Origin of the sequence: Truepera sp. (genome assembly GCA_032027045.1) — a bacterium.
In the GTDB taxonomy this organism is placed as follows: Bacteria; Deinococcota; Deinococci; order Deinococcales; family Trueperaceae; genus JAAYYF01.
In genome coordinates this window covers 1,076,259-1,092,036 of record JAVSMU010000001.1, presented here as the reverse complement: position 1 = coordinate 1,092,036, position 15,778 = coordinate 1,076,259, and the positions used below count along the sequence as shown (strand labels likewise).

Sequence of the window (15,778 nt, the reverse complement as noted above, 5' to 3'; positions counted from 1 at the left end):
TATACTCTCCCAATGACCGTCACACTGGTGGTACTCGACTCGGTCGGCGTTGGCGCACTGGCGGACGCCGCGGCTTTCGGCGACGCCGGCTCGCACACGCTCGACCACACCCTCGCCGCCACCGGCGTGGAACTTCCGAACCTCGCGCGCCTGGGGTTGGGCCTCGTGGATGGCGTCACGAGCCTGCCAAGGGAGGCAGACCCGCTCGCCAGTTACGGCCGGCTCGCGGAGTTGAGCAAGGGCAAGGACACGACCACCGGGCACTGGGAGTTCATGGGCGTGGTGCTGGAGCATCCGTTCCGGACGTTCCAGCGTTTCCCGGACGACGTCATGGCGGCCTTCGACGCGGCGACGGGCCGGGGCCACCTCGGCAACTACCCCGCGTCGGGAACGGTCATCTTGGACGAACTTGGCGCCGAGCACCTGCGCACGAGCTTCCCGATCGTCTACACCAGCGCCGATTCCGTGTTCCAGGTGGCGGCGCACGTCGACGTCGTGCCGCTCGAGACCCTCTACGCCTGGTGCCTGGCGGCCCGCGAGATCCTGACGGGCGAGAACGCCGTTGCCCGCGTCATCGCGCGCCCGTTCACGGGCGGGCCTGGCGCCTTCGTGCGCCTGGGCGAGAAGCGCCACGACTACTCCCTCGCCCCGCCCGCCAACGTGCTCGACGCGCTCGCCGCCGCGGGCAAAGAGGTCGTCGGCGTCGGGAAGATCCCCGACATCTACGCCCACCGCGGCTTCACCCGCGAGGTGGCGGCGGGCACCAACTTGCTGGGGATCGAGCGCACGCTCGAACTCATGCGCGAGCGGCCCGCCGGGCTCGTGTTCACCAACCTGGTCGAGTTCGACTCGCTTTACGGACACCGCCGCGATCCGCGAGGGTACGCCGCGGCGCTCGCGGAGTTCGACGCTAGGCTCCCCGAACTCGTCGCCGCCACCGCGCCCGGCGACGCGCTCATGTTCGTGAGCGACCACGGCAACGACCCCACTTGGAAGGGCACCGATCACACGCGCGAACACGGGCTGTTGCTCTACTACCGCCCGGGCGAGGAGGCGCGGGCGTTGGGCACGCGCCGCACGTTCGCGGACGTGGGTGCAACCGTCGCGGACCTCCTCGGCGTCGCTTGGGGGGGCGTGGGCACGAGCTTCGCCTGAGGGTCCGCCCCCGCCGACCCCGACAGCCGCGCCCGCATGCTGCACCCATGCCCCACCAAGAAGACCCGACGCCCGCTCGAAAGTGAGCGCCGGGTCCTAGCGGCGGTTCGGCCCCGGTCTCGTTCAGCCGGGAGCCGTTGCCGGGGGTCTCAAAGGTTCAGTCGTTGACCAACTCGATGAGGGCCTCTTGCACGCCGTCACCGCGCCTCGAGGTGAGGCGGTAGATGCGCGTGTAGCCGCCGGGTCGCTCCAGGTACCGGGGCGCGATCTCGTCCATCAGCTTGCGCTGCACGGCGAGATCGTGGATCTCGCGGGCTACCAGCCGGCGCGAGTGGAGGTCGCCGCCGCGGGCGGTGGTGATCAGCTTCTCCACGAAGGGCTGCAGGTTCTTGGCCTTCGTGAGGGTGGTCTTGATGCGGCCGTGCCGCAGCAGTGCCGTGGCCTGGCTGCGTGCCAGGGCCGAGCGGTGACTGCTGGAGCGGTTCAGTTTGCGGCCGCGGATCAGGTGGCGCATCAGTTACTCCTTAAGGTTGTAGCCGCGCGCCGCGAGGCGCTCTTTGATCTCTTCGAGCGACTTCTCGCCGACCCCGCCGACCTTCTTGAGGTCGCGCTCCGAGAGGGCCAGGAGGGCGTTGACGGAGTCGATGCCTTCCTCTTGCAGGGAGTGGAGCACGCGGCTGGAGAGGTCGAGGCTCTCGAGGCTCAGCGTGACCGTCTCGGCGAGCGGCTCGACCTCTTCGGTCTTGCTGGGGCCCAGGACGAGCACCGGTGCGGCGTCCTCCTCCGCGAAGCCGTCGCCCGTGAAGACGTTCAGCTGGCTGCGGAGGGTGTCGACGGCGACGTCGAGCGCGTCCCTCGGGTCGACGCTGCCGTCGGTCCACACGCGCAGGGTGAGGCGGTCGAGGTCCGTCCGCTGGCCGACGCGGGTGTCCTCGACGCGGTAGGCGACGCGGCGGACCGGCGTGTAGATTGCGTCGACGGGGATGGAGTTGATGCGGTCCTTGGTGCCGTGCACCTCCGACGGGACGTAGCCCACTCCGCGCTCGACGCGCACTTCCATGACCAGCTTTCCGCCCTTGGCAAGGGTGGCGACGTGCAGATCGGGGTTGATTATGGCGGCGTTAGACGGGACGTCGAACATCTTGGCCGTCACTTCGCCCGGCTCGTCGACGCGCAGCGTGAGCGTGACCGGATCGTCGTCATGCATCTTCACGACGAGGTCCTTGAGGTTGAGGATGATCTGCATGACATCCTCCTTGACCCCGTCGATGGTCGAGAACTCGTGCAGAACGTCCTCGATGTAGACGCTAGTGACGGCCGTGCCGGGAACCGACGACAGCAGGATGCGCCGTAGCGGGTTGCCGAGCGTGACGCCGTAGCCGCGCGGAAGCGGCTCGACCACGAACTCGCCATAACTGCCCGTGACCTTGGCTTTGAACTCTGGGATGATGTGCACCGGTACCTCCTCGGTAGCGACTTGACTCGTTTGCTCGCCGCTTAGCGCGAGTAGTACTCGATGACCTGGAGCTCGTTGACGGGCACCATGATGTCCTCACGGGCCGGGCGGTGAAGGAACCTGCCCTTCATGGTTTCGCCGTCGAACTCGAGCCACGGGTTCAGCTTGCCCCGCCGACGATCCTCGATGTTGGCCTGGATCACGGGGTTCTTCTTGGCGTTGGGAGCCACTTCGATGACGTCGGCCGGACGCACGCGGTACGACGGGACGTCGACGCGCTTGCCGTTGACCAGGATGTGGCCGTGAGCCACGAACTGGCGCGCCTGCCGCCGCGTGTAGGCGATGCCCAGGCGGTAGACGACGTTGTCGAGGCGCGACTCGAGGAACTGCAGGAAGACGGTTCCCGTCGACCCCTCGGCGCGCTCGGCCTCCTCGAACAGGTTGTGGAACTGCTTCTCGCTCATGTTGTAGTAGAAGCGCAGCTTCTGCTTCTCGCGCAGACGCACGCCGTAGTCGCTCGGCTTGCGACGGCGACGCTGGCCGTGCTGCCCCGGGGGGTACGGGTGCCTCTCCATGTAGCGCTGCACCTTCGGCGTCTCCACCAGGTTGGCGCCCTCGCGTCTGCAGATCTTGACTATCGGTCCTCTGTATCGACCCATATCTCTCCTAGGCCCCCATCATGGGGCCGCGCCCCAAGCTCAGGGACGCTTCCGCTTGCGCGGGCGGCAGCCGTTGTGGGGTGTGGGGGTGTCGTCGATTATGGTGCGCACGGTGACGCCCGTCGCTTGGATGGAACGGATCGCCTGCTCGCGTCCGGAGCCCGTGCCCCTGATGACGATGTCGACCTGCGACACGCCCATGTTCTGGGCCTTGCGGGTGGCGTCGGCGGCCGCGAGCTGCGCCGCGTACGGCGTGCCCTTCTTGGATCCCTTGTAGCCGATGGAACCGGCCGACGACCAGGCCACGGTGTTGCCGGCCATGTCGGTGATGGTGACGATGGTGTTGTTGTAGGAAGCGTGGATGAACGCCTTGCCCTCGGTGAGGGAGCGCTTGACCCGCTTCTTCGTGGTCTTCGTGGGTTTTGCCATAGGTCAGCGTCCCTTACTTCTTCGGGGCCCTCTTCTTGCCGGCCACGGTGCGGCGCGGTCCCTTGCGGGTACGCGCGTTGGTCTTGGTGGACTGCCCACGGACCGGAAGGCCGCGACGGTGGCGGAGGCCACGGTAGCAACCGATGTCCATGAGGCGCTTGATGTTGAGCTGCACTTCGCGGCGCAGGTCACCCTCCACCTTGTAGTCGCGGTCGACGACTTCGCGCAGGCGCGAGACCTCGGAGTCCGTGAGGTCCTTGACGCGCGTGCCGGGGTCGACCGACGCCTTGGCGAGGATGTCCACGGAGCGGCTCCAGCCGATGCCGTAGATGTACGGGAGGGCGGCCTCGATGCGCTTGTCGCGCGGCAGGTCGATACCTGCGATACGAGCCACTCTCAGCCCTGCCTTTGCTTATGCGTCGGGTTGACCGAGCAGATGACGTAGACGCGACCGTGCCGGCGGATCACCTTGCACTTGTCGCACATTGGTTTGACTGAAGCCCTTACTTTCATGCCCCAACTCCTACTTGCGGTAGACGATCCGACCCTTCTCGGGGTCGTAAGTGCTGATCTCCAGGACGACGCGGTCGCCTGGGAGGATCCGGATGTAGTGACGGCGCATCTTGCCACCTACGTGGGCAAGGATCTCGGGCCCGGCGTCCAACTGGACCAGGAAGGTCGTGTTGGGGCGCGCTTCAAGTACCACGCCTTCAGTGCGGATAGTATCTTGAGTCGTTTCTTCCAACCGCTCCACGCGTGGTTTCTTGGTTCTGGGCGGACCCGACCTCTTACGCGCCATGCACACCTCCTGGGGCGGCCGGATGAGCGCTCTTGGCTCCGGTTCCGCCGATCGCTGTCAGCACCCAAGGGCCATCTTCGGTGATGGCTACGGTGTGCTCGAAATGTGCCGCCAGGCTCCCGTTCTCGGTGGAGGCCGTCCAGCCGTCGTCCGCGATGACGACGCGCGTGCGCCGCTGAGCCACCATGGGCTCGATCGCCAGGACGAGGCCGGGACGGAGAAGGGGTCCGGTACCGGCACTACCAAAGTTGGGCACTTCCGGTCCTTCGTGGAACTCCCGGCCGATGCCGTGTCCTACGAATTCCCTGATCACCCAGTAACCAGCCGCCTCGACGACATCCTGAATGGCCGCGGATATGTCGCCCAAGCGCTTGCCCGGCAGGGCCTTCTCGATGCCGGCGGTCAGCGACCGCTCGGTGACCTCGAGGAGGTTGCGGGCTTCGACGGAGACGTCGCCCACCGCGTAGGTGCGCGCCATGTCGGCCGCGTACCCGCGATAGAACGTCCCGATGTCGATCGAGATTATATCGCCTTCCCTTAGCCGGCGGTCGTCGGGGAAACCGTGAACGACCACCTCGTTCGGGCTGGCGCAGATAGAGGCGGGGAAACCGTTGTAACCCTTGAAAGCGGGCTTCCCGCCGCGTGAGAGGATAGCATCTTCGGCCAGCGCGTTCAACTCGCGCGTGGTGACGCCGGGGGCCACGGCCGCCTCGACCACCTCGAGGGCCTCGCGGTTGATGACGGCGGCCTCTGCCATGATGTCCAGCTCGCTTTGGCGCTTGACTACCATGCCAGGGCGCCTTCCAGGGCCGCTTCGATCCGCTCGAAGACGTCCTCGGTGGTGCCGACGCCGTCGACGTCATGGACCTTGCCCTGCCTGCGGTAGTAGTCGAGGAGCGGTTCGGTCTGCTCGCGGTAGACCGCCATTCGCCGGCGGATGGTCGCCTCGTTGTCGTCGGAGCGGCCCTCCTGCCGGGCGCGGCCCAGTAGCCGGCGGACCAGCTCCTGGTCGTCGACCCTGAGCTCGATGGCGGCGTCGATGGCGGCACCGTAGTCGGCCAGGAGCTCGTCGAGCGCCTCGGCCTGGACGGTGGTGCGCGGGAAGCCGTCGAGCAGCACGCGGATGGGGTCCAAGCGGTCCAGCTCGGCCTTCACCATCGCGATGATGATGTCGTCCGACACCAGGCCGCCTTCGTCCATGACGCGTTTCGCCCTGGTGCCCAGCTCGGTGCCGCCCTTGACGTGTGCGCGGAGCATGTCGCCCGTCGAGAGCTTCAGCAGGTCCCGGCTGGCGGCCAGCAGGTTGGCCTGCGTGCCCTTGCCGGCCCCCGGTGGGCCCATGAGCAGGACGACCTCAGGTCCGTGCGCGCTCACCTAGAAGCGCCTCCCACGGCCGCGGATGCGGCCCTTGGACACGAAGCCCTCGTAGTGGCGCATCATGAGTTGAGACTCGAGTTGACGCAGAGTGTCGAGCGCAACGCCCACCATGATGAGCAGGCCCGTCCCGGAGAAGACCAGGGAGAGCTGCTGCTGGCCGGTGAGCCACGAGAAGGTCTGCGGGAGCGCGTTGACCAGGCCCAGGAAGAGTGCGCCCCAGAGCGTGATCCTGTTCGTGATGCGGGTGAGGTGCTCAGTTGTCTGCTGACCCGGGCGCACGCCCGGCACGAAGCCGCCGTACTCGCGAAGGTTCTCGCTGATGCGGCGCGGGTCGAACGAGATCTGCGTGTAGAAGTAGGTGAACCCGACGATGAGCAGCGTGCTGAAGAGCAGCCCCTGCCACTGTGACGGGTTGAACCAGGCGCCCAGGCTCTGCAGCCAGGCCACTTCGGGGAAGCCGCCGATGAGCGTCTGCGGGAGCACGAGGATGGCGACGGCGAAGATGATGGGGATGACGCCGGCGGCGTTGAGCCGCAGCGGGATGTAGGTCGTCTGGCCGCCCATCACCTTGCGGCCGACGACCTTGCGGGCGTACTGCACCGGGATGCGGCGCTCGGCTTGCTGCACGAGCACCATGCCCGCGATCGCGACCACGAGCAGCACGAGGTAGAAGAGCAGGCCGAACACGTTGGATTCGCCCGCGCCGATGAGGGCGAACTGCTGCCCGAGCGCACCCGGGAACGCGGCCACGATGCCCGCGTAGATGATGAGCGAGATGCCGTTACCGATGCCGTACTCGGTGATCTTCTCGCCCAGCCACATGACGACCGTGATGCCGGCCACCTGCGTGACGAGGACGACGAACCAGAAGAACGGCCCGTTCGCCCAGCCCACCTTGAGGGCGCCGGAGGGCCCGATGAGGGCGACGGCCAGGAACAGCGCCTGGATGGCGCCCAGCGCCGTGGCGCCCCAGCGCGTGTACTGCGTGATCTTGCGCCGACCCTCCTCGCCCTCCTTGGAGAGCTTCTCAAGGGGCGGGTAGGTGCTTTGGAGCAGCTGGATGATGATGCTGGCCGTGATGTAGGGGATGACCCCGAGCGCGGCGATCGAGAAGACCTCGAAGTTGCCACCGGAGATGAAGTTGAGCAGGGAGAAGACGCCACCACCGAACCCGCCGGCCTTCAGCGCCTGGATGTCCACTCCCGGGGTGGGGATGTGGACCATCAGGCGGTATGCGGCCAGGAGTCCGATCGTGACGAGCAGCTTGGCCCGCAAGTCCGGTATCACCAGAGCGTTGCGAAAGGCCTTCAGCATATTTAAGCGCCCTCGGCCGGAGCGCCGGGTAGGACTACTCGACCGCCGGCGGCGGCGACGGCACTGAGGGCGCCCTTGGAGGCCCGATCGACCGTGATGACCAGGCCCTTGACCTCGAGCTCGCCGTCGGCGAGCAGCTTGACGGGGTGGTCGGTGCGGCGGATGACGCCGGCGGCCACGAGCTCCTCAGCGCCGACCTGTCCGCCCTCGGTGAAGCCGTTGAGGTCACGGAGGTTGACGAGCTGCAAGGGCTCCTTGACGCGCGTGAAGCCGCGCTTCGGCAGGCGCATGATCAGGCGCGAGCGCCCGCCTTCCCAACCGGCCCCTTGGCTGAAGCCGGAGCGGCTCGCCTGGCCCTTCTGCCCGCGGCCGGCGGTCTTGCCGCGACCGCTGCCCACGCCGCGGCCGACGCGCTTCCGCGACTTCTTCGAGCCCGCTGCTGGGGCGAGTTCGTTGAGCTTCACCGCTTCTCCTCCTCGATGACGACGAGGTGCTTGACCTTCTCGACCATCCCTCGGGTCGACTCGTTGTCGACCACCTTGCGCGCGTCCCCGATCTTCTTGAGACCCAGTGCGTTCACCGTGCCGCGCTGCCTTTTCGTGGAGCCTATGAGGCTACGGACCAGCTTGAGCTTCACTCGGCCGCCTCCCTCAAACGCTTGGAGTCCTCGTAGGTGCGCAGTTGCTTGAGGCCCTCGATGACGGCGTAGGCGACGTTCGTCTGGTTACGACTGCCGAGCTCCTTCGTGAGGAGGTTGCGGTAACCGGCGAGTTCCACGATGGCGCGAGGCACGCTGCCGGCGATGACGCCGGTCCCGGCGCCCGCGGGCTTCAGCATGACGCGGCTGGTGCCGTGCTCGCCGAGGACCTCGTGGGGGATGGTGCCACCCTCTTCGATGGGCACGTTGATGACGTTGCGGCGGGCCACGTACTGACCCTTCTGCACGGCCACGGGCACTTCGCGGGCCTTGCCCAGCCCGACGCCCACGCGGCCGTTACGGTCGCCGATGACGACCATGGCGCCGAAGCGGAACCTGCGGCCGCCCTTGTAGGTCTTGGCGGTGCGGCGGATGAAGATGACCTTATCTTCGAAGTCGGTATCAGCCATCAGAACTCGAGGCCTCCTTCACGGGCCCCTTCTGCCAGGGCCTTGACACGGCCGTGGTAGCGGAAGGCGCCACGGTCGAAAACGACGCTCTTGACGCCGGCGGCCAGGGCGCGTTCGGCGAGTAGCTTGCCGACTTCCTTGGCCTGCTCCGACTTGGTGCCGGTTGCGGCGAGCGTCTTGCTGTTGGCCTCTGCGACGGTGCGACCTTGCGCGTCGTCGATGACCTGCGCGTAGATGTGCTTGGCGCTGCGGAATACCGAGAGGCGCAGGCGTTCGGTTTCGACGGGCCTGCGTAACCGGCGGCGGGTCCGGTTGGCGCGACGTTCCTTGCGTACGGTAGCGTTCATGCTCATTCCTTGACCTGCGCTCAGCGAGCCGCGGACTTGCCGGGCTTGAGGCGGACGGTTTCTCCCGCGTACCTGACACCTTTGCCGTGGTACGAGTCGGGTGGACGCAGCGCGCGGATATCGGCGGCGACTTGGCCGACGAGTTGCTTGTCGATGCCGCTCACGGTGATGCGAGTGGGCTCGGTGGCCTGGATCGTGATGCCCGCGGGGGCCTCGACGGTGAGCGGGTGCGAGTAGCCGAGGGTCAACTCGAGGCTGCTGCCCTTGTTGGCGCAGCGAAAGCCCACACCGTGGATCTCGAGCTTCTTCTCGTAGCCCTGCGTGACGCCCGTGACGGCGTTGGCGATGAGGCTACGGGCGAGGCCGTGCTGGGCGCGGTCCTCCCGGTGATCCGTGGGGCGGGTGATGCTGAGGGTGCCGGCCTCTTGCAAGAGCCCCAGGCGCGTGCTGAAGACGACCTCCAGGTTTCCCTTGGGTCCCTTGACGGACACCTTGCCCGGCTCCATTAGCTTGGTCTCGACACCCTTGGGCAGCGGGATGGGTGAGCGGCCGATCCTCGACATCACCACACCTCGCAGACGATCTCCCCGCCGACGTTCTGGCGGCGAGCTTCGCGGTCGACCATGAGACCCTGGGAAGTGGAGACGATGGCGAGGCCGAGCCCGCCACGAACTACGGGCACGTGCGCGGCCTTGGCGTAGGCGCGGCGGCCCGGGGTCGAGACGCGCTTCAGGGAGTGGATGACCGGGGTGCGCTTGTGGCCGTACTTGAGCCCCATGCGCAAGTAGGGCTTGCCGTCCTTGTCGACCGACTCGATCGACTTGAGGTAGCCCTCGGAGACCAGCACCTGGCCCAGGGCCAGTTTGAACTTGCTCGCCGGCACGTCGACGCTTGCCTCGGCCTTGGCCACGGCGTTGCGGATGCGCGTGAGCATATCTGCGATTGGATCCGTCTGCATTTACCTTCCTCCGTGGGGGCGGTTTCGGCGCGTATGCGCCGACCTTTTCCCCGCTACTACTTCGACTCGATTGTCAGCGGGCGCGCTTCGCGCCTCACCAGCTCGCCTTGACGACGCCCGGCAGGTGCCCGGCGTGGGCAAGTTCTCGCATGCAGATACGGCAGACGCCGAAATCGCGCAGGTAGGCGCGCGACCGGCCGCAGCGCGAGCAGCGGTTGCCGGCGCGAACGGCGAACTTGGGGGTGCGCTTGGACTTCGCTATATGAGCCTTGGTGGCCACTCTTCCTCCTTCCCTTACTTCCTGAACGGCATGCCGAGGAGTTCGAGGAGCGAGCGCGCTTCCTCGTCGGTCTTAGCCGTGGTGACGATGGTGACGTCGAAGCCACGGGTGGCGTCGACCTGCTCGAAGCTGATCTCGGGGAAGACCATCTGCTCACGGATGCCGAGGCTGTAGTTGCCGCGGCCGTCGAAGCTGTTGGAAGGAACCCCGCGGAAGTCGCGGACGCGTGGGAGGGCGATGTTGACGAGGCGGTCGAGGAACGCCCACATCTTCACGCCGCGCAGGGTGACGCGCAGGCCGACCGGCATGCCGGCGCGGACCTTGAAGTTCGACACCGACTTCTTGGCGCGCGTGACCGCCGGGCGCTGCAGGGTGATGGCCGCGATCTCCTTGGAGGCCTTGTCGATGACCTTCGAGTCCTCGCGGGCTTCTCCGAGCCCCATGTTCACGACGATCTTCTCGACGCGCGGGATGGCCATGGGGTTGGTGTAACCGTGGCGTTCCGCCAGTTGCGGCTGGATGGCCGCGAAGCGCTTCTTGATTGGTAGTTCGATCTTCTCCACGTTGCTCACTCGTCCAACTGCGCGCCGCTCTTGACGGCGATGCGCACTTTGCGCCCGTCGTCGAGCTGGCGATAGGCGATGCGGGTGGGGGTGCCCGTCTGGGGGTCGACCAGTTGCACGTTGCTCAGGTGAAGCGAGGCCTCTTGCTCCAGGAAGCCGCCGCGCGGGTTCTCCTGCGTGGGGCGCTGCGCCTTCTTGATGACGTTCACGTTCTTGACGAGCACGCGGCCCTTGATGCGGTCGACGGAGATCACTTCGCCCTGGGACCCCTTGTGCTTCCCGGCGATGACCTTCACGTTGTCGCCCTTCTTGATCCGCGACTTGACCTGGGACATCAGAGGACCTCCGGGGCCAGCGATACGATGCGCATGAACTTCTTCTCGCGCAGTTCGCGCGCTACCGGCCCGAAGACGCGCGTGCCGCGCGGCTCGTTCTGGGGGTTCAGGAGGACCGCGGCGTTGGTGTCGAAGCGGATCGACGAGCCGTCTTTCCGGCTGACTTCCTTCTTGGTCCGCACGATGACGGCCTTCACGACGTCGCCCTTCTTGACGGCGGCGTGCGGGATGGCGTCCTTCACGGCCGCGACGATGACGTCGCCCACCGAACCGACCCACTGCTGGCCGGTGCCGAGGACGCGGATGCACTGGATGGTGCGGGCTCCCGAGTTGTCGGCCACGTCTAGGTAGCTTTCCTGTTGAATCATCTCAGCTCACTCCCGCGGCCTAAGCGCGCGCCTTCTCTATCAAGCGCGACACGACGAAGCGCTTGCGGCGACTGATGGGGCGGCTGGCGGCTATCTCCACGAGGTCACCGACCTGATAGGAGTTCTCTTCGTCGTGCGCGAGGTAGCGCTTCGAGACGGTGACGACCTTGCCGTAAAGCGGGTGCTTGAAGCGCCGCTCCACGTTGACCGTCACGGTCTTATCGGCCTTGTTGCTCACGACGCGGCCCTGCATGCTTGTCTTCGACTTCACCGTGTTCCCTCGGCCTTCTCTTTGGCGATGGTGAGGAGCCTAGCGATCTCGCGCTTGGCCATGCGGGCGCGGCGCGGGTTACTGGTGTGCCCCACGGCCGACTGGAGCCGCAGGTCGAACAGCTCCTCGCGGCGCTTCTCCACCTCGGCGGTGATCTCGCCGAGGCTCATGTTCCGCACCTCATTGGGCTTCATCGTAGATCTCCCGCTTGACCATCTTGACCTTGATCGGCAGCTTGTGAGACGCGAGGCGGAAGGCCTCCTTGGCCTGCTCTTCGGTCACGTTGGCGACCTCGAACATCACCCGCCCGGGCTTCACTACGCTGACCCAGTACTCGACAGCGCCCTTCCCCTTACCCATCCGCACTTCCTGCGGCTTCTTGGTGACGGGCTTGTCAGGGAAGATGCGAACGTAGATCTTACCGCCACGGCGGAAGTAACGGCTCATGGTCACGCGGACGGCCTCGATCTGGTTCGACTTGATCCAGGCCGGCTCCAGGGCCACCAGGCCGTAGTCGCCGAAGGCGACGTAGTCGCCCCCCTTGGTGGCGCCGGTCATGCGACCGCGCATCTGCTTGCGGTACTTGACACGCTTGGGTAGCAACATGGCTCAGCCACGCTCCTTACGGGCCCGCGGCCGGGCGTCGCGCGCGTCGCGGGCGCCCGGCTTGCCGGTGCCGTCGCGGCGCCTGGCGCCGGGCCGGCGCCTGCGCTTCTTGTCGTCGTCGGCCTTCGGCCGCGGCAGCACGGCCGCCTTGCGCTGCTTGTCGCCGACGATCTCGCCGTGGAACACCCACGCCTTGACGCCGATGACTCCGTAGGTGGTGTTCGCGCGGGCCGTGCCGTAATCGATGTCTGCGCGCAGCGTCTGCAGGGGCACGCGGCCGTCGGCGTACCACTCCGGGCGCGCCTGTTCGGAGCCGCCCAGGCGGCCGGAGCAGCGCACCTTGACGCCCCGTGCGCCCGACTCCATCGTGCGCTGAACGGCCTGCTTCATGGCCCGCCGGAACGCGAAGCGCCGCTCGAGCTGCTCGGCGATCCGCTGCGCGATGAGTGCGGCGTTGGTGTTCGGGTTGGAGACCTCTTGGACGTTGACGCCGATCGTGCCGGGGATCTTGGCGCCCAGCTTCGTGCGCAGCGCCTTGATGGCCTCGCCACCACGCCCGATGACCACACCCGGCTTGGCCGTGTGGATGGTCACGTTGATGTTGTGAGCGGCGCGCTCGATCTCGATGCGGGCGATGCCCGAGTGACCGACGTCCTTGATGACGACGGCACGAATCAGTTCGTCCTCTTGCAGGAGGCGCGGGTAGTCGGCGGGCGAAGCGTACCAGTGCGCCGAGGCGTCCTTGTTCACGCCGAGCCTGAAGCCGACGGGGTTGATCTTATTTCCCACTGCGTTCCTCCAAGGTGATCGAGATGTTGCAAGTGCGCTTGCGCAGGAGGTCCGCCCGGCCGCGGGCACGGGGCAGGAACCGCTTGAGCGTCGGCCCTTCGCTGACCTCGATCGCCTTGACGAAGAGGCTGTCCTCGAACATGTCGTGGTTGTTGACCGCGTTCGCCTTGGCGCTCCTCAGCACCTTCAGCATGGGCAACGCGGAGCGCTTGTCAGTGTAGCGCAGGATGTCCTCGGCCTTGGTAACGTCCTTGCCACGGATGAGGTCGGCCACGAGCCGCGTCTTGCGCGACGTGATCCTGAGCATGCGGAGGGAAGCCTTGGCTTGCTGGGGCATGCTCAGTCCTTCCGCGAGCCGGAGTGGCCACGGAACGTGCGCGTGGGCGAGAACTCGCCCAACTTGTGCCCGACCATGGTCTCCTGCACGAAAACGGGGACGTGCTGGCGGCCGTTGTAGACGCCGATCGTGTGTCCGACCATCTCGGGCACGACGGTGCTACGGCGGCTCCAGGTCTTGATGACGCGCCGGTCGCCGGAGGCGTTGGCCGCGTCGATCTTCTTGAGGAGGTGACCGTCTACGAACGGCCCCTTCTTGATGCTACGCGCCATGTTCAGCTCACCTTCCGGCGCCGCACGATGAAGCGGCTCGAACCCTTACGCTTGTTGCGCGTCTTGAGGCCCTTGGCCTGCTGGCCCCAGGGGCTGACCGGCGGGCGTCCGCCCGTGGAGCGACCCTCGCCGCCACCGTGCGGGTGATCGACCGGGTTCATGGACCGACCGCGCTGGTGGGGCTTACGGCCAAGCCAGCGCTTGCGGCCGGCCTTGCCGATGACGATGTTCTTGTGCTCGCTGTTGCCGACGCCGCCCACGGTGGCGTAGCACTCGCCGTGCACCTTGCGCAGCTCGCCCGAGGGCAGGCGCAGCGTCACGTAGATGCCGTCGCGGCCCTGGATCTGGATGCTGGTGCCGGCCGAACGGGCCAGTTGGGCGCCCTTGCCGGGGAGCAGCTCGACGGCGTGCACGACCGTGCCGACGGGCACGAACCGTAGCGGCATCGCGTTGCCAATCACGGGCTCGGAGTCGGCGCCGCTAACCACGAGGCTGCCCACGGAGAGCTTCTCTGGGGCCAGGATGTAGCGCTTCTCCCCGTCGCGGTAGTGGAGCAACGCGATGTTGGAGCTGCGGTTCGGGTCGTACTCGATGGCGGCGACCTTGGCGGGCACGCCCTCCTTGTCGCGGCGACGGAAGTCGATGACGCGGTAACGGCGCTTGTGGCCGCCGCCCCGGAAGCGCGAGGTGATGCGCCCGTGGTGGTTGCGACCGCCCGACTTCTTGATCGGGCGTACCAGCGACTTCTCTGGGGTTTCGCGAGTGATCTCGGCGAAGTCCAGCGTGGTCATGCTGCGACGGGAGGGGGTGTAGGGGCGATAACTCTTGGTAGGCATTACCTATCCCTCCTCCTTCACGACAGGCCCTCGAGCTGCTGAATGCGCTGCCCGGCCTTGAGAGTGACGATGGCCTTCTTCCGCTCTGGGCGGCGGCCGGAGAAGCGCCCCTGGCGCTTGACCTTGCCGGTGACGGTGAGCAAGTTGACCTTGGTCACGTCGACCTTGAAGACCGTCTCGATGGCCTCGCGGATCTGCACGCGGTTGGCCTGCGGATGGACGTAGAACGAGTACTTGCCGTCGGCGATGGCCTGGACGGCCTTCTCGCTGAGGACCGGCGCAAAGATGACGTCGTGCGGGTTCATGCGGACTCCTCGGCCGTGTCGAACAGCTTGGCGTCGGCGATCACGTGGCCGGCACGCAAGATGTCGTAGACGTTGAGCCCCGCCGTGGCGAGGACGTCGATCCACGGCAGGTTGCGCGCGGCGCGGCGCGCCAGCTCATCGTCGGTGACGAGAAGCACGCGCTCGTTGCCCTCGAAGCCGTTGCTCTTGGCCCAGGCCACGAACTCGCGCGTCTTGCCGTTGACCCCGAACGAATCGACCAGCGTGAGGCGGCCGTCCTGGGCACGCGCGGCGATGGCCATCTGGAGGCCCAGCCGCCGTACGCGCTTGGGAAGCGTGTAGGCGTACGAACGGGGGTGGGGGCCGAAGGCCTTGCTGCCACCCACGAATATCGGGGCCTTGCGGTCGCCGTGGCGAGCGCGGCCGGTGCCCTTCTGTGGGTAGATCTTGGCGGTGGAGCCCGTGATCATGCCCCGCGTCTTGGTGGCGGCGGTGCCGCGGCGCCGCTTGGCGAGCTGCCACATGACCACCTCGTGCAGCACCGACTCCTTGGGTTCCGGCAGGTCGAGCGTGACCTTGCGACCGCTGCCGACGACGTCGACGGTGACCGACATCAGCTCACCTTCCTGTTCGACTGCCGCACCTGCACCAGGGCGCCGTTCGGGCCCGGGATGGAGCCCTTCAGGAGGAGCAGGTTGTCTTCCACGCGGACTTCGACGACCTCGAGGCCGATGATCGTGACGACCTCATTGCCGTACTGGCCGGCCATGCGCTTGCCCTTGTAGACGCGGCCCGGGAACTTGCGTTGCCCGATGGAGCCGGGCGAACGGTGCTTCTTCTTCACGCCGTGAGAGGCGGGCAGGCCGCTGAAGTTCCAGCGCTTCATGACCCCCGCCGTGCCGCGGCCCTTGCTGATTCCCGTGACGTCGACGGCTTCGCCGGCGCTGAACACGTCCGCCTTGACCTCGTCGGTCTCGGGCGCGTAGTCGCGGAACTCGACCAGGTGCCGCTGGGGCGCCACGCCGGCGCGCTTGAAGTGACCCGCGGTCGGCTGGTTCACCGCCTTGGCGGGGAGCTCGTCCCACCCCAGCTGCACCGCGGAGTAACCGTCGGTGCCCGGGGTCTTGCGTTGCACCACGGGGCACGGACCGGCGAGCACGACGGTCACCGGCACGAGCCGGTCGCCTTGCCACACCTGGGTCATGCCCACCTTGGTGCCGAGGATTCCTTTCACTG

The 15,778-nt window shown here is 67.0% G+C and carries 30 protein-coding genes and 1 pseudogene; 1 reads left to right on the top strand and 30 read right to left on the bottom strand.

Features of this window, described 5'->3' with window-relative positions; genetic code table 11:
• Positions 1 to 12 precede the first annotated feature (12 nt).
• The gene (locus ROY82_05015) at positions 13 to 1,155 is read left to right on the top strand and encodes a phosphopentomutase (protein ID MDT3681827.1); all 1,143 of its coding nucleotides are present in this window, start codon (positions 13 to 15) and stop codon (positions 1,153 to 1,155) included.
• A 157-nt stretch (positions 1,156 to 1,312) separates the two neighbouring features.
• Here the strand turns inward: ROY82_05015 and rplQ are convergent, their stop codons facing one another.
• The 30 genes and pseudogenes from rplQ to rplC all read right to left on the bottom strand — a co-directional run bounded on the left by rplQ (position 1,313) and on the right by rplC (position 15,776).
• A complete protein-coding gene (rplQ, locus tag ROY82_05010; GenBank protein ID MDT3681826.1) occupies positions 1,313 to 1,669 on the bottom strand; it encodes a 50S ribosomal protein L17 in 357 nt (118 codons plus the stop codon).
• A 3-nt stretch (positions 1,670 to 1,672) separates the two neighbouring features.
• Complete coding sequence (locus ROY82_05005) at positions 1,673 to 2,611, bottom strand: DNA-directed RNA polymerase subunit alpha (GenBank protein MDT3681825.1); 939 nt, start codon at positions 2,609 to 2,611, stop codon at positions 1,673 to 1,675.
• Positions 2,612 to 2,652: 41 nt separating this feature from the next.
• Positions 2,653 to 3,270 (bottom strand): 30S ribosomal protein S4, encoded by a 618-nt coding sequence (rpsD, locus tag ROY82_05000; GenBank protein MDT3681824.1) that lies wholly within the window; start codon positions 3,268 to 3,270, stop codon positions 2,653 to 2,655.
• 39 nt (positions 3,271 to 3,309) lie between these two features.
• Entirely contained in the window at positions 3,310 to 3,699 is a 390-nt protein-coding gene (gene rpsK / locus ROY82_04995) for a 30S ribosomal protein S11 (GenBank protein ID MDT3681823.1), read from the bottom strand.
• Between the two features lie 13 nt (positions 3,700 to 3,712).
• Positions 3,713 to 4,093 (bottom strand): 30S ribosomal protein S13, encoded by a 381-nt coding sequence (gene rpsM, locus ROY82_04990; protein MDT3681822.1) that lies wholly within the window; start codon positions 4,091 to 4,093, stop codon positions 3,713 to 3,715.
• Positions 4,094 to 4,095: 2 nt separating this feature from the next.
• The gene (gene rpmJ / locus ROY82_04985; protein ID MDT3681821.1) at positions 4,096 to 4,212 is read right to left on the bottom strand and encodes a 50S ribosomal protein L36; all 117 of its coding nucleotides are present in this window, start codon (positions 4,210 to 4,212) and stop codon (positions 4,096 to 4,098) included.
• Between the two features lie 10 nt (positions 4,213 to 4,222).
• Positions 4,223 to 4,444, bottom strand: a complete 222-nt coding sequence (gene infA, locus ROY82_04980) for a translation initiation factor IF-1 (protein MDT3681820.1) — start codon at positions 4,442 to 4,444, stop codon at positions 4,223 to 4,225.
• 43 nt (positions 4,445 to 4,487) lie between these two features.
• Positions 4,488 to 5,288 (bottom strand): type I methionyl aminopeptidase, encoded by an 801-nt coding sequence (map, locus tag ROY82_04975; GenBank protein ID MDT3681819.1) that lies wholly within the window; start codon positions 5,286 to 5,288, stop codon positions 4,488 to 4,490.
• Entirely contained in the window at positions 5,282 to 5,872 is a 591-nt protein-coding gene (locus ROY82_04970) for an adenylate kinase (protein ID MDT3681818.1), read from the bottom strand. Before ROY82_04970 ends, map begins: the two co-directional genes overlap by 7 nt.
• Positions 5,873 to 7,189: a preprotein translocase subunit SecY gene (secY, locus tag ROY82_04965; GenBank protein MDT3681817.1), complete on the bottom strand. Its 1,317-nt coding sequence runs from the start codon at positions 7,187 to 7,189 to the stop codon at positions 5,873 to 5,875.
• Between the two features lie 2 nt (positions 7,190 to 7,191).
• A complete protein-coding gene (gene rplO / locus ROY82_04960) occupies positions 7,192 to 7,653 on the bottom strand; it encodes a 50S ribosomal protein L15 (protein ID MDT3681816.1) in 462 nt (153 codons plus the stop codon).
• Positions 7,650 to 7,826: a 50S ribosomal protein L30 gene (gene rpmD / locus ROY82_04955; GenBank protein ID MDT3681815.1), complete on the bottom strand. Its 177-nt coding sequence runs from the start codon at positions 7,824 to 7,826 to the stop codon at positions 7,650 to 7,652. The genes rplO and rpmD overlap by 4 nt, the downstream gene beginning before the upstream one ends.
• Complete coding sequence (gene rpsE, locus ROY82_04950; protein MDT3681814.1) at positions 7,823 to 8,296, bottom strand: 30S ribosomal protein S5; 474 nt, start codon at positions 8,294 to 8,296, stop codon at positions 7,823 to 7,825. The genes rpmD and rpsE overlap by 4 nt, the downstream gene beginning before the upstream one ends.
• On the bottom strand, positions 8,296 to 8,643 hold the full coding sequence (rplR, locus tag ROY82_04945; protein ID MDT3681813.1) for a 50S ribosomal protein L18: 348 nt from the start codon (positions 8,641 to 8,643) through the stop codon (positions 8,296 to 8,298). The genes rpsE and rplR overlap by 1 nt, the downstream gene beginning before the upstream one ends.
• A 20-nt stretch (positions 8,644 to 8,663) precedes the next feature.
• Positions 8,664 to 9,206, bottom strand: a complete 543-nt coding sequence (gene rplF, locus ROY82_04940; GenBank protein ID MDT3681812.1) for a 50S ribosomal protein L6 — start codon at positions 9,204 to 9,206, stop codon at positions 8,664 to 8,666.
• Entirely contained in the window at positions 9,206 to 9,601 is a 396-nt protein-coding gene (gene rpsH, locus ROY82_04935; protein MDT3681811.1) for a 30S ribosomal protein S8, read from the bottom strand. Before rpsH ends, rplF begins: the two co-directional genes overlap by 1 nt.
• A gap of 94 nt (positions 9,602 to 9,695) precedes the next feature.
• Positions 9,696 to 9,881 carry a type Z 30S ribosomal protein S14 gene (locus ROY82_04930; GenBank protein ID MDT3681810.1) on the bottom strand — a complete coding sequence of 62 codons (186 nt, stop codon included), beginning with the start codon at positions 9,879 to 9,881 and terminating at the stop codon, positions 9,696 to 9,698.
• Between the two features lie 14 nt (positions 9,882 to 9,895).
• A complete protein-coding gene (gene rplE, locus ROY82_04925) occupies positions 9,896 to 10,435 on the bottom strand; it encodes a 50S ribosomal protein L5 (protein MDT3681809.1) in 540 nt (179 codons plus the stop codon).
• 14 nt (positions 10,436 to 10,449) lie between these two features.
• On the bottom strand, positions 10,450 to 10,779 hold the full coding sequence (gene rplX, locus ROY82_04920; protein ID MDT3681808.1) for a 50S ribosomal protein L24: 330 nt from the start codon (positions 10,777 to 10,779) through the stop codon (positions 10,450 to 10,452).
• Complete coding sequence (gene rplN, locus ROY82_04915) at positions 10,779 to 11,147, bottom strand: 50S ribosomal protein L14 (GenBank protein ID MDT3681807.1); 369 nt, start codon at positions 11,145 to 11,147, stop codon at positions 10,779 to 10,781. The genes rplX and rplN overlap by 1 nt, the downstream gene beginning before the upstream one ends.
• Before the next feature lie 19 nt (positions 11,148 to 11,166).
• Positions 11,167 to 11,400: a 30S ribosomal protein S17 gene (gene rpsQ, locus ROY82_04910; GenBank protein ID MDT3681806.1), complete on the bottom strand. Its 234-nt coding sequence runs from the start codon at positions 11,398 to 11,400 to the stop codon at positions 11,167 to 11,169.
• A gap of 14 nt (positions 11,401 to 11,414) precedes the next feature.
• Positions 11,415 to 11,612, bottom strand: a complete 198-nt coding sequence (gene rpmC / locus ROY82_04905) for a 50S ribosomal protein L29 (GenBank protein ID MDT3681805.1) — start codon at positions 11,610 to 11,612, stop codon at positions 11,415 to 11,417.
• A complete protein-coding gene (rplP, locus tag ROY82_04900; GenBank protein MDT3681804.1) occupies positions 11,599 to 12,024 on the bottom strand; it encodes a 50S ribosomal protein L16 in 426 nt (141 codons plus the stop codon). The genes rpmC and rplP overlap by 14 nt, the downstream gene beginning before the upstream one ends.
• 165 nt (positions 12,025 to 12,189) lie before the next feature.
• Positions 12,190 to 12,813: pseudogene (rpsC, locus tag ROY82_04895) on the bottom strand (30S ribosomal protein S3).
• On the bottom strand, positions 12,803 to 13,150 hold the full coding sequence (rplV, locus tag ROY82_04890; protein ID MDT3681803.1) for a 50S ribosomal protein L22: 348 nt from the start codon (positions 13,148 to 13,150) through the stop codon (positions 12,803 to 12,805). The pseudogene rpsC and the gene rplV overlap by 11 nt, the downstream one beginning before the upstream one ends.
• Before the next feature lie 2 nt (positions 13,151 to 13,152).
• A complete protein-coding gene (rpsS, locus tag ROY82_04885) occupies positions 13,153 to 13,422 on the bottom strand; it encodes a 30S ribosomal protein S19 (GenBank protein ID MDT3681802.1) in 270 nt (89 codons plus the stop codon).
• A 2-nt stretch (positions 13,423 to 13,424) separates the two neighbouring features.
• A complete protein-coding gene (gene rplB, locus ROY82_04880; GenBank protein MDT3681801.1) occupies positions 13,425 to 14,258 on the bottom strand; it encodes a 50S ribosomal protein L2 in 834 nt (277 codons plus the stop codon).
• 17 nt (positions 14,259 to 14,275) lie between these two features.
• The gene (gene rplW, locus ROY82_04875) at positions 14,276 to 14,563 is read right to left on the bottom strand and encodes a 50S ribosomal protein L23 (protein MDT3681800.1); all 288 of its coding nucleotides are present in this window, start codon (positions 14,561 to 14,563) and stop codon (positions 14,276 to 14,278) included.
• Positions 14,560 to 15,156, bottom strand: a complete 597-nt coding sequence (rplD, locus tag ROY82_04870) for a 50S ribosomal protein L4 (protein MDT3681799.1) — start codon at positions 15,154 to 15,156, stop codon at positions 14,560 to 14,562. The genes rplW and rplD overlap by 4 nt, the downstream gene beginning before the upstream one ends.
• Positions 15,156 to 15,776, bottom strand: a complete 621-nt coding sequence (rplC, locus tag ROY82_04865; protein ID MDT3681798.1) for a 50S ribosomal protein L3 — start codon at positions 15,774 to 15,776, stop codon at positions 15,156 to 15,158. The genes rplD and rplC overlap by 1 nt, the downstream gene beginning before the upstream one ends.
• Between the last annotated feature and the right edge of the window lie 2 nt (positions 15,777 to 15,778).

What these genes read in the sequence shown, in the direction of transcription:
- rplQ (MDT3681826.1), bottom strand. Translation starts at nt 1,669, where the DNA reads ATGCGCCACCTGATCCGCGGCCGCAAACTGAACCGCTCCAGCAGTCAC.
- rpsD (MDT3681824.1), bottom strand. Translation starts at nt 3,270, where the DNA reads ATGGGTCGATACAGAGGACCGATAGTCAAGATCTGCAGACGCGAGGGC.
- rpsK (MDT3681823.1), bottom strand. Translation starts at nt 3,699, where the DNA reads ATGGCAAAACCCACGAAGACCACGAAGAAGCGGGTCAAGCGCTCCCTC.
- rpsS (MDT3681802.1), bottom strand. Translation starts at nt 13,422, where the DNA reads ATGGCGCGTAGCATCAAGAAGGGGCCGTTCGTAGACGGTCACCTCCTC.
- rpsQ (MDT3681806.1), bottom strand. Translation starts at nt 11,400, where the DNA reads ATGCAGGGCCGCGTCGTGAGCAACAAGGCCGATAAGACCGTGACGGTC.
- rplW (MDT3681800.1), bottom strand. Translation starts at nt 14,563, where the DNA reads ATGAACCCGCACGACGTCATCTTTGCGCCGGTCCTCAGCGAGAAGGCC.
- rplV (MDT3681803.1), bottom strand. Translation starts at nt 13,150, where the DNA reads ATGCCCCAGCAAGCCAAGGCTTCCCTCCGCATGCTCAGGATCACGTCG.
- secY (MDT3681817.1), bottom strand. Translation starts at nt 7,189, where the DNA reads ATGCTGAAGGCCTTTCGCAACGCTCTGGTGATACCGGACTTGCGGGCC.
- rplX (MDT3681808.1), bottom strand. Translation starts at nt 10,779, where the DNA reads ATGTCCCAGGTCAAGTCGCGGATCAAGAAGGGCGACAACGTGAAGGTC.
- rplR (MDT3681813.1), bottom strand. Translation starts at nt 8,643, where the DNA reads ATGAACGCTACCGTACGCAAGGAACGTCGCGCCAACCGGACCCGCCGC.
- rplD (MDT3681799.1), bottom strand. Translation starts at nt 15,156, where the DNA reads ATGTCGGTCACCGTCGACGTCGTCGGCAGCGGTCGCAAGGTCACGCTC.
- rpsH (MDT3681811.1), bottom strand. Translation starts at nt 9,601, where the DNA reads ATGCAGACGGATCCAATCGCAGATATGCTCACGCGCATCCGCAACGCC.
- rpmJ (MDT3681821.1), bottom strand. Translation starts at nt 4,212, where the DNA reads ATGAAAGTAAGGGCTTCAGTCAAACCAATGTGCGACAAGTGCAAGGTG.
- rpmC (MDT3681805.1), bottom strand. Translation starts at nt 11,612, where the DNA reads ATGAAGCCCAATGAGGTGCGGAACATGAGCCTCGGCGAGATCACCGCC.
- rplF (MDT3681812.1), bottom strand. Translation starts at nt 9,206, where the DNA reads ATGTCGAGGATCGGCCGCTCACCCATCCCGCTGCCCAAGGGTGTCGAG.
- rplP (MDT3681804.1), bottom strand. Translation starts at nt 12,024, where the DNA reads ATGTTGCTACCCAAGCGTGTCAAGTACCGCAAGCAGATGCGCGGTCGC.
- map (MDT3681819.1), bottom strand. Translation starts at nt 5,288, where the DNA reads ATGGTAGTCAAGCGCCAAAGCGAGCTGGACATCATGGCAGAGGCCGCC.
- rpsE (MDT3681814.1), bottom strand. Translation starts at nt 8,296, where the DNA reads ATGGCTGATACCGACTTCGAAGATAAGGTCATCTTCATCCGCCGCACC.
- rplB (MDT3681801.1), bottom strand. Translation starts at nt 14,258, where the DNA reads ATGCCTACCAAGAGTTATCGCCCCTACACCCCCTCCCGTCGCAGCATG.
- ROY82_05015 (MDT3681827.1), top strand. Translation starts at nt 13, where the DNA reads ATGACCGTCACACTGGTGGTACTCGACTCGGTCGGCGTTGGCGCACTG.
- rplN (MDT3681807.1), bottom strand. Translation starts at nt 11,147, where the DNA reads ATGATTCAACAGGAAAGCTACCTAGACGTGGCCGACAACTCGGGAGCC.